This window comes from Dyadobacter koreensis, from assembly GCF_900108855.1.
Classification (GTDB): Bacteria; Bacteroidota; Bacteroidia; order Cytophagales; family Spirosomataceae; genus Dyadobacter; species Dyadobacter koreensis.
The window spans coordinates 586042-598604 of sequence record NZ_FNXY01000001.1 but is presented as its reverse complement, the minus strand read 5'-3'; the positions used below and the strand labels follow the sequence as shown (position 1 = coordinate 598604).

Below are 12563 nucleotides of genomic sequence, written 5' to 3'. Positions count from 1 at the left end.
TCGTGATGATGGTGAATTCCATGTCTTCATATTGATGAAAGCCGGCAGCGTCACATTTTTCAAATAACGCTAAATACGGCAGCTTGCCCAGCAATTCGAAAAATTTTCAAAACTTGTGCTGCAAAAGATATATCGTTATTCATCCACTGCCAAAATCCTGAGCTAAATCTTTGGCAATCATTTTAATTTTACTGTAACTATTTAAATTTGAGACTATTAGAGCTGATTTCTTTGCCCGTCGTATAAGCAATTCAAACTACGCTGTTGATTTTCTTATACTGAGTTGGAGTCTGCCCGGTAATATTTTTGAAGATACGGGAGAAGTAGGATAGGCTGTCAAAACCGGTTTCTAAAGCTATTTCTGAAAGAGCAAGATCGGTAGTAATAATTAAATATTGCGCCCGTTCTATTCGTTTTTTTTGAATGTATGCCAAGGGGCGTTCTCCGGTGTAGCTGGTAAACACTCGTGAAAAGTAATTGGCGTTATAACAGGCACGCCCCGATAAATGCTCGACGGTGATAGTATCTTTCAGATGTGTAAGAATGTAATTAACTGAGTCAAGAATCTTAGACGGAATTTTTTTAGCTTCCGATAATTGGAAATTCCCAGGTTTTAAAAACCGTGCGATCAGTTCAAGGATCAGACCTTTTGTTTCGATGTAGTCGCAGAGCGGTATTAAATTATTCCTTTTCTGAAATCCGGCGAGCGTCGGTTGTTTTTCGTACTCCCGGGGATTGTCTGTGTTTCTAAGATCCCTGCCCGGATTCAGATTCAGGATTTTTTGAAATCGGATAAGGTCCTCAGGCACTGATTCGATTTTATATATTTTTCTGTTTGCAGAAAAAAGAGAAGAGCCATCTGCGCTTTCTTCCAGCACATGAACATAAAATTGGCTTAGATATTTGGAGCAGTGGTGATTGCACAGGGTGAAACTGGGAACAAGATAAAGATATCCTTTTTCCAGCACATGTGCATGCTCAGCATCCCCGAGCGAACCGTTACCGCCGTCAATAAGGTAAATCCGGTAAAAGGGGCTGATTACATTCTTATAATTCCAATTTTTGTTCAATTGTACATAATCAGCATTTAATAAAGAAAATGTGGATTTAAAGTCAGTATTATCCATTAAAGCGTATCCTGATTGATGGATTATTTGTCAAAATTAAATATAAAAGTCCGATTTGTTAAAGAGCATGACACGTTTGTACAATTACGGTAATTTATTAAATTATAGATTTGCACCGTATTGTTATAGCTGATCTATCCCTAACTCTTTCAGGGGTTGATTATTCTTTCAAGCTTTATCAGGAAAAAAACAGCGCGTATGTTACATCTCAAAAGCAAGCATTTGCTTAGAACTGGCAGCGGTAGGGGAGCTGGTCGATTGCTTAATATTGCGAGAATTCCCTTAGAGCATACAAGTCAGCAACAGACATTAAAGCGGATATGCGTTTTGAGTCCCTGGCTAAACCGAGTATAGAATCCATACAACTTAAAAATATGATTAAAGTAAATTTTTATGCAGCGCTGATCTGTTTATCGATGATCGGCAGCTGCCTTGCACAGGTAAAGGCTCCAAGGCCAGTGGGTCCTACGCCGACAGAGAACCAAGTAAGGTGGCAGGAAATGGAATATTATGCCTTCATTCATTTTTCTACCAATACATTTACTGATCAGGAATGGGGCTATGGTGAGGCCGATGATGCCAAACTCTTTAATCCGACTAATCTGGACTGTGATCAGTGGGCAAGGGTTTGCAAAAATTCAGGTATGAAAGGTATTATCGTTACAGCAAAGCACCATTCGGGCTTCTGCCTTTGGCCGACTGAAACAACGGAATATTCCGTTAAGAATAGCCCATGGAAAAATGGCAAAGGTGATATCATCGCTGATCTGGCAAAAGCATGCAAAAAGTACGGACTAAAATTGGGAATATACATCTCACCATGGGATAGAAATCATCCGAGTTACGGTTTGCTTGACTCCGATGGCAGTGCACCTTATGTCAAAAATGTATTTCGTAAACAAATTGAAGAATGTCTGACCCTGTATGGCGATGTTTTTGAGATTTGGTTTGATGGTGCCAACGGAGGTGATGGCTATTACGGAGGAGCCAGAACCAGCCGTAAGATTGACCGGACTACCTATTACGACTGGGTAAATACTTATAAGATGATCCGGAAAATTCAGCCGAAAATCGTGATCTGGAATGACAATGGAGACCGGGCTGACCTGCGATGGGTTGGCACAGAGTCTGGATATGTAGGTGAAATCAACTGGAGTCTTCTGAATGCCAAAGGCGAGGTATCTCATGATATGCTGGCACACGGTCTGGAAAATGGCGATTCCTGGGTACCAGGCGAAGTGAATACTTCCATTCGTCCAGGGTGGTTCTATCATGAATATGAAGATAGCCGGGTGAAGACCTTGCCCGAATTGCTTAGAGTTTACTACAGTTCATTCGGACGGAATGGTGCCATGCTCCTGAATTTTCCAATTGACAAGACCGGACGAATTCATGCAACAGACGAAAAAGCTGCTTTGGAATTAGCTGGAGCAGTAAAAGAGGCGTTCGCCGTAGACCTGGCAACAAAAATGAAGGTAAGTGCATCAAACGTCCGGGGAAATTCAAAGCAATTTGGAGCTGACAAGGCAGTGGATGGGGATAAAAGTACTTACTGGACTACCGACGATGATGTGAAAACGGGATCTCTAATTATAGATTTTGGTGCTCCTAAGGCTTTTAACCGGTTTCTGGCTCAGGAATACATCCAGCTGGGTCAGCGGGTAAAGTCCTTCACGATTGAAGCGTTGGTAAATGGCAAATGGGAACAGCTCGATAAGCAAACTACCATTGGTTATAAACGAATACTATCATTTCCAACCGTTACCGCTTCGAAGCTGCGCTTTACGATCACCGAAGCCAAGGCAAGTCCTGTCATATCCAATGTCAGCATTTACAATGCCCCGCAACTATTGGAGATTCCCAGTATAACCCGCGCTAAAACCGGAGAGATCGCCATCGGTGCTTCTGATAAAGAATCTCAGATTTTCTACACACTGGATGGAAGCGTGCCAACGGATAAATCAAAGCGATACACTCACCCGGTTATGACTGAAAGCAAGGTAAGGGTTCGGGCTATTGCCCATGATCCGGCCTCGGGAAAAAATAGTCCTGTGGCAGACGAGCAGTTTGACATAGCCCGAAAAAAATGGACCATTCTCGGTGTTGACGATGATAAGGTTAACAGCATCATTGATGGAAACAAGAATACGGATTGGTTTCAACCCCAAAGTAAGAAGATGCCTGCCAGCATCGTAATCGACCTTGGTGAGCAGCAGAATCTGGAAGGATTTAGATACCTTCCCAGTCAGAATAGAAATGCCGGAATTATTACTAACTATCAGTTTTCAGTGTCTTCTGATAACAAACAATGGAGTATTGTAGACCAAGGAGAATTTTCGAATATTAGAAATAATCCTTTGTGGCAAATAAAAAAGTTTACAGCTGTAAAAGCGCGCTATGTCAAATTGGTGGCCATACGTAACACGCAGGAAAACGATACAGTGGGTTACGCAGAAATTGATGTAATTACAAAATAGATTTTCCCATTTTTTGTTGACCGGGTGCCGTCAGAATGGTGTGCTATGCATCTGTTTCTGACGGCATTTCTATTTTCGCCTTGTTGTATCTGGCTATTTGACATCCAGTTGCATTGAAGCTAAAGTAGCCCTCAAATTCAATCAAACCATGATTTAATTTTGTTCTGATCCTGTCGGTACAGGCAAATTATTTTTTTGCGCCGCTTTTTTGAATTTGGCTTTACACTATTATATTTTGTACCGCATTTTCTGGTATCATTTATAATAAGAGATTCTCGCTGTCTGTATCCATAAATTCAGCCGTCTTCAATTCCGCCATAACAGCTTCGTTGCGGGCTTTGCTTTTAAAACCATGCGCAGCTACAAACACGTTGCCAATTTTTATTGCAATGCTATAAAGGTTGTGTCACTGCTGGTTGAACGGGTCATCGAGCTTCGATCGGCAATCAGTCCGAGATAAATAATGGTCGAAGGACGCAGTGAATGATTTATTGGTAATATCTTTACCAATATCATTTTATTTACCAAATCCAATATAATGGCTAAAGCGCCGATCGACCATATACTACAGCCCGTCAGTAAATTCATTCACCAGGAATTTATGGGTGGTATCATCCTGTTTATCAATGTTATCATTGCCATTGCTTGGGTAAATTCTCCCTGGGCAGACTCCTATCATCATTTGTGGGAAACAAAAATTTCTGTTGGGTTTTCAGATTTTATTTTCAAGCAGCCACTGCATATCTGGATTAATGATGGCTTGATGGCCATCTTCTTCTTTGTGATCGGTCTGGAATTGAAAAGAGAATTCATGGCCGGTGAATTATCGACGCTCAAAAAAGCATCGCTTCCCATGGTTGCAGCCTTAGGCGGAATGCTTGTACCTGCGTTAATCTATTTTTTGATTAATCTTGGATTGGAATCGGAACATGGCTGGGGCATACCTATGGCTACCGATATTGCATTTGCCCTTGCCTTATTGTCGATGTCAGGTAAACATATTCCAGCTGCTGTGAAAGTGTTTCTATCAGCGCTGGCGGTGGCCGATGATTTGGGCGCTGTGTTGGTCATTGCTTTTTTCTACACAGCTCATATTTCATTTGCGCCGCTTCTTCTTGCCGGTGCTCTGCTGTTGGTTCTGATAGCGGGCAATTTGCTGGGAATAAGGGGTACGTTGTTTTATTTGCTGCTGGGAATTGCCGTTTGGGCCGGTTTTTTATTTTCGGGCGTCCATGCGACGATAGCAGGAGTGCTGGTGGCTTTTACTATTCCTGCTAGAACTAAGATCGATGAAAATGAATATGTCAAAAGTGTGAGAAAATATAGTCTCAAATTTGAAAACGCAATTCCGCAAAACGGGCCATTAACGACCCCGGAACAACATCAGACGATCGAAAAGATCAAAAAGCTAAGTACGGATGCGGAAACACCCTTGCAAAAAATTGAGTACTCGCTTCATCCCTGGGTTGCATTTGTTATCATGCCGCTGTTTGCCCTTGCCAATGCTGGTATGCATATCGGTCCTGATTTTTTTTCTGGATTGATCAATCCGGTTAGCACCGGAATTATCGCCGGGCTGTTGATTGGCAAATTCGTAGGCGTTTTTTCGTTTACATGGCTTCTTGTAAAACTTGGTGTGGCCGAGCTTCCTGATGGCGCAGGATGGCCGCATATCGCAGGCGTGGCAATTCTGGCCGGGGTTGGTTTTACGATGTCTTTGTTTATCACAGGACTTGCTTTCGAAAATATTGACCTGGTCGATCAGGCGAAATATGGCATACTCATCGCATCTGTACTTGCCGGAACTTTCGGAATTATTGTACTCAGAAGGCTTCGGAAAGCAAACTGACGGTTATTAAAAAAATCCTGGAAAGATTTGACATTTGATTTGAATGCAAGGGTAATTCAGCTCATGCATGAAGTGCTCGGCGGCAGCGTAATGATGCTTGTTTCGCCGCTGGCCGGATCCAGTATGCTGCATGGATTGTCACACTGCAAATTATGATTTGACCTTTGAAAAGAGGCAGCGTTATACCCTGCTTCGTTATTGCGAGTGCTTGGAACCGCCGCTTTGTAGCATAGGTTACCAGACTTCCCCAATTATGGTTGGACCACTTTGGCTATTGGACCATCCTTTTTTCATTGATTGCGCTGCATTGATCTCCGGGCGGCTGCTGCGCGATCCGATCAGAAACTATGCCATTAAGCATCAAAAAAGGATGACAAACTTGCCGGTAACGGAGTGTGAACGATTCCGGAAGTGCAAAAGCAAGACAGGTGTGACCGAAAGTATTTAAGGGTTTAAGCAGAGCCAAAATTATAGTTATGTCGGGATTTATTTCATTGATTTATTCAACGATTCAGGTAAAATGAGCAGTACCAGCTCAATAGAGTCAAAAGTGGAATCAGTCCGGTAACACGCAAGTACGAGCATTTTCACAGCATCGCTGGTAGGTGAAACCGCTTTTGTGAGATTCATTACCGCTCGGCCGTTCAGCATCGCATTTTTACAAACTCTTGCCGGGAGCAAACGTTTTGCGGTGATGGTATTTTACGGCGGATATTAGACTGGTAGAATACGATCTGACGCAAATCAGCCGACGATTAAAGGTTAACCAGGAGCGTTGTCCGCTCATTCGGTGTCTCTAACAGTCGATATTCAAAATAACACTATTTGAGGTATATATAGTTTTTTTAATAGGTGTTGGTGCGTCTGCGCAAAATATTCGTTTTATTTATTGAAAATATTCCAAATTCTTTACTACTCACTTACCCCTTTTTCCGGCATGGAACAAATTATTACTGCTGTAAACGATGTGATCTGGAGCAATGCGCTCATCATTCTTTGTCTTGGCACCGGCATTTATTTTTCTATCGTCACCCGTTTTCTTCAGGTCCGTTATCTAAAAGATATGGTGACACTTTTATTTGGTAATAAGGCTTCGGCAAAAGGAGTTTCTTCCTTTCAGGCCTTTGCCATTGCTATTTCCGGAAGGGTAGGGACAGGCAACATTGCGGGTGTAGCGACCGCCATAGCGATGGGAGGACCCGGTGCGGTATTTTGGATGTGGGCAATTGCTTTTCTGGGCGCGGCATCTGCCTACGTAGAAGCTACCTTGGGGCAAATTTACAAACAGGTAAAAGATGGCCAGTACCGAGGTGGACCTGCATTTTACATTGAAAAAGGGTTGGGCGTGAAATGGTATGCTGTGCTTTTTGCCGTGGCTACGATCCTTAGTACTGCGCTGTTTCTGCCAGGTGTTCAAAGTAACAGCATAGCGACAAGTGCAAAGACTGCGTTTGACATTCCTGTGGAGATTACTGGCGGCACAATTACGATTCTGTTGGGTCTGATCATTTTCGGAGGCGTGAAACGAATTGGTAAAGTAGCTGAATTTGTTGTCCCGTTCATGGCAGGTGCTTATATCCTGATGGCTTTGATCATTATCGCCATGAATATTACTCAGGTGCCTGCTGTTTTTGGTCTGATTATACGGTCTGCATTTGATATGGAACCAGCCTTTGCCGGGATTTTCGGAATGGCCGTATCCTGGGGTGTCAAACGAGGTATCTACTCCAATGAGGCTGGTCAGGGAACCGCTCCGCATGCTGCGGCTGCCGCTGAGGCAAGTCATCCTGTGAAACAGGGATTAGTGCAGGCGTTTTCCGTCTACGTCGATACGTTATTTGTATGCACCGCGACGGCACTGATGATCCTTTTTACTGGTAAATACAATGTCGTAAATCCGGCAGGCGGGTTTTTGGTAGAAAATGTAAAAGGCATGGCCATCGGCTCGGAGTTCACCCAGCAGGCAATCAATACGCACTTTCCTTCATTGGGCAGCGGTTTTGTTTCTATCGCGCTATTGTTTTTCGCATTCACCACGATTATGGCATACTATTATATTGCTGAAACCAATTTGAGTTATTTGATGAAAGAAGGTAACAGCAAAATCCTCTTGTGGGGCTTGCGGGGACTGATCATGGCGGCAACATTCTATGGTTCTATCAAGACGGCGGAGCTGGCATGGACTGTTGGCGATATCGGAGTAGGACTTATGGCCTGGCTGAACATCATTGCGATATTACTGCTGCGGAAGCCTGCATTGGACGCGCTCAAAGACTATCAGCAGCAAAAAAAGGATGGGAAAGATCCAGTCTATGTTGCATCGAAAATGGGGATTAATAACGCAGAAGAGTGGGGTTAGAAATACCTTGCCGACTGCAAGACAGACCGCAGCGGCAAGGCCAGCCATTCTGGGTTAGTGATCGGAAAATCCAGGCATTTCTCTAATTTTCCCGGAAGCAATCCTTTTTTTCCTAACCTTATTGAGTCAAAAAGGATGATTTGAGCAAACAATGTGACAATGATGAAAAGCCACTCGCGGATCACTTTCTGTACATCTATGAGGTTAGCGTTTTCTTTTTAGCGCATGCGCAGATAAAGCGCTTTAACACCGAAAACATTCTGGATTCAAGGCCGCTTTCAGCGGCTGTTGTTCTTGTGCTATTAAACCTGGTGGCTCGACCAGTATCTGACTCAGACCATGAATCCTTCCTCGATGAGTTTCTGACACGGAATTTTTTGATCCGGTAATTAAATTTAAGCTATCAGATACCTTTCGGATTGCAAAAGGGGTGTTTGCTTATAGCAGGCTGCTGCCAAAGATTATACGGCAGAATCATTATTTTTCATTTTTTAAGATCCAGGATTATAAAATATCAAGATTCTTTTAAATATCGTGTTTATCCAAGTGGCCAGTTGTGAAGATGCTTGGAAGAAAAATAATTTAAAATAAAAGCCTGCTATAAGAATGCAAATACAAAAGATTTCCGATGCAAGTGACATTCAATGAAATCCTGCCCTGAACGCCAAAGGACTCAGTTTGGTTTTGGCTTTAAACAATCGGCTGAACGATTGTGAATGCTCGAAGCCAAGCTCATAGGCAATTTCACCAATTGACAATTCGGTGGTTGAAAGCCTTTCTTTTGCTTTTTCGATGAGCCTGTCCTGTATTTGCTGCTGGGCACTGCGTCCGGTTAAATGGCGGAGCATGTCACCAAGATAACCTGGTGATAGGTTCAGCGCTCCGGCCAGATATTGCACTGTCGGAATGCCGTTCGTTAAAGGTTTTTGCATATTAAAATATTCATCCAGAATAGCTTCTAGTTTTTGCAGCAAATCGGTATTAACTTTTTTTCGCGTAAGGAACTGACGTTTGTAGAATCGCTTACTGTAATTCAGCAGCGTTTCAATTTGTGAGATCATCACATCCTGGCTAAAATCATCTAGCCTGCTTTGCAATTCCTGTTCTATATTTTTAAATATTGCAAGGATGGTTTCTTTTTCATTGACAGCCAGATGAAGTGCTTCGTTGGCTGTGTAGGAGAAAAAACCATATTGCCTGATGCTTCTTGCCAGCGGATAGGTCTGTAAAAAATCTGGATGAATAATTAAGGTATATCCCGAATGATCTCCATTATTGTCGCTGTTTGCCGTTAGCTGGTTAGGAGAAATAAAAAATAATCCACCCTGATCGAAATCATAGTATTGCTGACCGTATTTTAATTTTCCGCTCAGGTTCTGTTTCAGCGCTATTTTGTAAAAAGCGGACGTGTGTAGATCTGGAATATGAGCAGCGTTCAGCTGGTTTTCACTGTTATTGACCAGGCTTACAAGTGGATGTACAGGCATGGGCAGTCCAAGCATTCTATGTAATTCCGAAAGCGAGCTGTAATGGTGAGGTGTAGTTTTGTTCAGTTTCATCAGATAAATTTATGAAAATCCACTAGTTTTTTACCATGGAATTTCACCGGTTTGCGGATTGTTGTCGGCACAGAAAAATTTACCTGTTGGCCCGTTGTTATCTATCAAGGTATAACGCAGAATATGTTCTGCCCCCACCTGCACACTGCTCGTTCCCAGATAATGATTAAAGTCGGTGGCCGTGGATGGCGGGCTAACTGCGTTGACTTTAAAGTTGGTATTGCGCAGTTCAAAGGCGAGTGCAATGGTATACATGTTCAGCGCTGATTTTGAAGATTGGTAAACCGCTCCTTTGGCTTTGTAGTATTTATAACCTGGGTCACTATGCAGGGTAAGTGAACCCTGACTTGAACTTACGTTAACGATGCGAGGTTCTGATGATTGCTGCAACAAATCGATGAATGCCTGCGTTGTACGGATTACGCCGAATACATTCACTTCATAGACTTCTTTAAACTTATCGGGACCTGTGCCCAGGGCGGTATGCATCAGTGGCGTGTCGCCATCAAATTCTATCCCGTTGATCCCCGCATTATTAATCAGGATATCCAGCGAATTCGTTTTACTTCCTATCCTGGCCCGCGCAGCGTTAACTGAGTCTTGGTTGGTCACATCCAATTCTATAGATTCGATCGATTCTAATCCTTCAGAATTCAACTGATGGACCGCATCCAGGCCATTTTGCAAATTGCGGCTGCCCATGTAAATATAGTATCCTTTTTGGGCCAGCTGCCGGGTCATCTCCAGACCAATCCCTTTGTTAGCTCCTGTGATCAGTACTTTTTTCATTGCTTTGTAACTTTAAATGTTCGATACAAAGGTCGGTTCCACAAGGCCAATTTCTGTAACGCGATCGCTGTATTTTGTAACAGAATCGCAGCATTAATGTTAAATAGTCATTTGAAAGTTGCCCTGAAATCAAGGGGAGAAAGATTGGTTTTCGATTTGAACAGTTTACTAAACGACTGCGGATGCTCAAAGCCGAGCCCATAGGCGATCTCACTAACAGATAATTCTGTGGTGGAAAGTTTTTCTTTGGCTTTCGCGATAAGCTTTTCATGTATATGCTGCTGTGTAGTACGCCCGGTGAGTTGTTTGAGCAGGCTGTTTAAATATTTGGCCGAAATATTGAGCCTGTCGGCCAAATACTGTACGGTGGGTAAACCTTTGCCGTCGAGTTCCTGATCCTTCAAGTAATTCGTCAACGCGTCTTCGAAGCGGGTAAGGATTTTGCTGTTGGTAATTTTGCGTGTTATAAACTGCCTTTCATAGAATCTTTGCGCGTAGATCAGCAGTAGATCGAGCTGTGCAATGATTACGTCCTGACTGAATTTATCCATATTGGTTTTATACTCCTGTCTGATATTTTCAACAAGGGTATTGACCATCATTTCTTCCTTGTCCGAAAGAAACAGGGCTTCATTGGCGGCATACTCAAAGTATTCGTATTGCTTGATTTTTTTCGCAAGCGGTGTATTCCATAAAAAGTCGGGGTGAATAAATAGCATCCACCCTTCAAGGTTTGGCGGAATTTCACCTTGTTCACCGCGCAAAACTTGTCCGGGTGACATAAAGGCCATTAACCCTTCATCAAAATCATATTTCTGTTGTCCATAAAGCAGATTATTGCAACCTCTTTTGATGGATATGACGTAGAAATCAAAAATTACAGCATGTATATCAGAATCATTTTTGAATTGAGCCACGTTCACAATGCTTATGAGCGGGTGATGTGGTTTTTCAAGCCCGGTTAACCGGTGCCCTTCTGTGATGGATCTAATCCTGACCGGAGATGGATTTGCCATGTGTAAATCTGGTTATTCTAAAATTTAAAGGGATACTTAAGCCATATCAAAATCATGGGCATACTAAGAAACGGAATTTCAATCAGAGCTGTCCTGTTGTCACCAGCCCGTAGCGACAGCGCCATGATCAGCACAATAGTCACAGCATTCAGCACGTTGCTCAGAAAAAAGGTTTGGGGAAAAAATAGCATCAAGCCCATCAGGATGGAGAACACTCCAAAATAGGGCATTGCCTGTGGATGGATACCCAGGCTGGCCATCATTTTTGCCTGGGCAGCTTGAGCAGGCTGGAAAGCATCCCATCCGTGTTTCAGGCTAAGGAATGCGGACGTTACTAAAAGAACAATAGATACAATTTTCATATGTTTACCCTTAATGAAATCTGTTAATTTTTTTTACTTTCATGGCTTACCAGACTCTGCCCAGCGACGCATGCTTTTATTGGCAGCTGCCTGGCGAAGGCTGTGACATATACTAATGTCAAGGTATTTGCAAAAATGTGATGTTTCATTGTTGCGTGTTCTTCGTTTGTTCTTTTATTTTTTTTAACTCCTTGTGGCCCATGTTTAAAAGGAGCTTCGGGGCAATTCTGCTGGCAACTTTTATTACTTTTATCATCGCTGGTTCAAGCTCTGGCTTATCTTTCTGCAATCCTGTTATTGCAACACGTACCATTTTGTCAACATCCATCATCATGCGCGGATCAGGTTGTATCGCCCAGTCGTTTTGCAGGTTGGTTTTTACACCAGGTGGTATCATTTCGAAAACTTTTACATTCGTGTGCTCGAGTTGCAAACGTAATGCTTGTGTGTAGGCACGAACTCCGGCTTTTGCAGCGCTATATACCGGTGCCGCTGAATAAGCCATGAAGGCAATACCAGAAGACACGTTGACGATCGCGGCAGTTTTCTTTTTGAGCAGGTGTGGTAAAAATTGTTGTACCATTTGAATAGTCCCGGTAAGATTCGTAGCTATTTCCCTGTTGATGTCATCCAGGCTCAAGGTGTGATCCATAAGGTCGATCAGCCGCATCAGTCCAGCATTGTTGATTAGTATATTCAGCTCTGGAAATTGCAGGCTAACTTCCCGGTACAGCTGTTGAATGTCCTGTAGACTACCCACATCGCTTTGGAAGGTATGCACCTTTGGAAACATGGCTTTTGTTTTCTTCAAGGCATCCGCGTGACGCCCGGTAATAAGAATATTTGCCCCCTGTTCGGTCAGCTGTTTGACAAGCTCTAAACCGATTCCACTTGTGCCTCCTGTGATCAGGACAGTGCTGTTTCTTAGTTCCATTTATCTGCTGTTTTTGTTATTGCAAAGTTCAGCAGTCCTTACAAAAACCAATTAGCCAAAAGTCGCAATATCGAAGTTAAAAGGGACTATT

At 42.9% G+C, this 12563-nt stretch carries 10 protein-coding genes; 3 read left to right on the top strand and 7 right to left on the bottom strand.

What is annotated here, in order from left to right:
* Nucleotides 1-251: 251 nt before the first annotated feature.
* Entirely contained in the window at nucleotides 252-1127 is an 876-nt protein-coding gene (locus BMY70_RS02445) for a helix-turn-helix domain-containing protein (protein WP_090331598.1), read from the bottom strand.
* Nucleotides 1128-1501: 374 nt separating this feature from the next.
* On the opposite strand from BMY70_RS02445, the gene BMY70_RS02440 reads away from it, so the two are divergent.
* Together BMY70_RS02440 and nhaA are read left to right on the top strand one after the other, a co-directional pair.
* On the top strand, nucleotides 1502-3604 hold the full coding sequence (locus tag BMY70_RS02440; RefSeq protein WP_090331594.1) for an alpha-L-fucosidase: 2103 nt from the start codon (nucleotides 1502-1504) through the stop codon (nucleotides 3602-3604).
* Nucleotides 3605-4142: 538 nt separating this feature from the next.
* Nucleotides 4143-5453 carry a Na+/H+ antiporter NhaA gene (nhaA, locus tag BMY70_RS02435; protein WP_090331592.1) on the top strand — a complete coding sequence of 437 codons (1311 nt, stop codon included), beginning with the start codon at nucleotides 4143-4145 and terminating at the stop codon, nucleotides 5451-5453.
* Nucleotides 5454-5939: 486 nt separating this feature from the next.
* Here the strand turns inward: nhaA and BMY70_RS30780 are convergent, their stop codons facing one another.
* Nucleotides 5940-6083: a hypothetical protein gene (locus BMY70_RS30780; protein WP_177196939.1), complete on the bottom strand. Its 144-nt coding sequence runs from the start codon at nucleotides 6081-6083 to the stop codon at nucleotides 5940-5942.
* 307 nt (nucleotides 6084-6390) lie between these two features.
* On the opposite strand from BMY70_RS30780, the gene BMY70_RS02425 reads away from it, so the two are divergent.
* Entirely contained in the window at nucleotides 6391-7812 is a 1422-nt protein-coding gene (locus BMY70_RS02425; protein ID WP_090331589.1) for an alanine/glycine:cation symporter family protein, read from the top strand.
* Nucleotides 7813-8453: 641 nt separating this feature from the next.
* Here BMY70_RS02425 and BMY70_RS02415 read toward each other — a convergent pair.
* From BMY70_RS02415 to BMY70_RS02395, 5 genes are all read right to left on the bottom strand, one after another.
* Nucleotides 8454-9371 (bottom strand): helix-turn-helix domain-containing protein, encoded by a 918-nt coding sequence (locus tag BMY70_RS02415; protein ID WP_090331585.1) that lies wholly within the window; start codon nucleotides 9369-9371, stop codon nucleotides 8454-8456.
* Between the two features lie 30 nt (nucleotides 9372-9401).
* A complete protein-coding gene (locus BMY70_RS02410; RefSeq protein ID WP_090331583.1) occupies nucleotides 9402-10160 on the bottom strand; it encodes an SDR family NAD(P)-dependent oxidoreductase in 759 nt (252 codons plus the stop codon).
* Between the two features lie 107 nt (nucleotides 10161-10267).
* The gene (locus tag BMY70_RS02405) at nucleotides 10268-11176 is read right to left on the bottom strand and encodes a helix-turn-helix domain-containing protein (RefSeq protein WP_090331581.1); all 909 of its coding nucleotides are present in this window, start codon (nucleotides 11174-11176) and stop codon (nucleotides 10268-10270) included.
* 17 nt (nucleotides 11177-11193) lie between these two features.
* Nucleotides 11194-11538 carry a hypothetical protein gene (locus BMY70_RS02400; RefSeq protein ID WP_090331579.1) on the bottom strand — a complete coding sequence of 115 codons (345 nt, stop codon included), beginning with the start codon at nucleotides 11536-11538 and terminating at the stop codon, nucleotides 11194-11196.
* Between the two features lie 145 nt (nucleotides 11539-11683).
* Nucleotides 11684-12472, bottom strand: a complete 789-nt coding sequence (locus BMY70_RS02395; RefSeq protein ID WP_090331577.1) for an SDR family oxidoreductase — start codon at nucleotides 12470-12472, stop codon at nucleotides 11684-11686.
* Nucleotides 12473-12563: the final 91 nt, after the last annotated feature.

What these genes read in the sequence shown, in the direction of transcription:
- BMY70_RS02400 (WP_090331579.1), bottom strand. Translation starts at nt 11,538, where the DNA reads ATGAAAATTGTATCTATTGTTCTTTTAGTAACGTCCGCATTCCTTAGC.
- BMY70_RS02425 (WP_090331589.1), top strand. Translation starts at nt 6,391, where the DNA reads ATGGAACAAATTATTACTGCTGTAAACGATGTGATCTGGAGCAATGCG.
- nhaA (WP_090331592.1), top strand. Translation starts at nt 4,143, where the DNA reads ATGGCTAAAGCGCCGATCGACCATATACTACAGCCCGTCAGTAAATTC.
- BMY70_RS02445 (WP_090331598.1), bottom strand. Translation starts at nt 1,127, where the DNA reads ATGGATAATACTGACTTTAAATCCACATTTTCTTTATTAAATGCTGAT.
- BMY70_RS02395 (WP_090331577.1), bottom strand. Translation starts at nt 12,472, where the DNA reads ATGGAACTAAGAAACAGCACTGTCCTGATCACAGGAGGCACAAGTGGA.
- BMY70_RS02415 (WP_090331585.1), bottom strand. Translation starts at nt 9,371, where the DNA reads ATGAAACTGAACAAAACTACACCTCACCATTACAGCTCGCTTTCGGAA.
- BMY70_RS30780 (WP_177196939.1), bottom strand. Translation starts at nt 6,083, where the DNA reads ATGAATCTCACAAAAGCGGTTTCACCTACCAGCGATGCTGTGAAAATG.
- BMY70_RS02440 (WP_090331594.1), top strand. Translation starts at nt 1,502, where the DNA reads ATGATTAAAGTAAATTTTTATGCAGCGCTGATCTGTTTATCGATGATC.
- BMY70_RS02405 (WP_090331581.1), bottom strand. Translation starts at nt 11,176, where the DNA reads ATGGCAAATCCATCTCCGGTCAGGATTAGATCCATCACAGAAGGGCAC.
- BMY70_RS02410 (WP_090331583.1), bottom strand. Translation starts at nt 10,160, where the DNA reads ATGAAAAAAGTACTGATCACAGGAGCTAACAAAGGGATTGGTCTGGAG.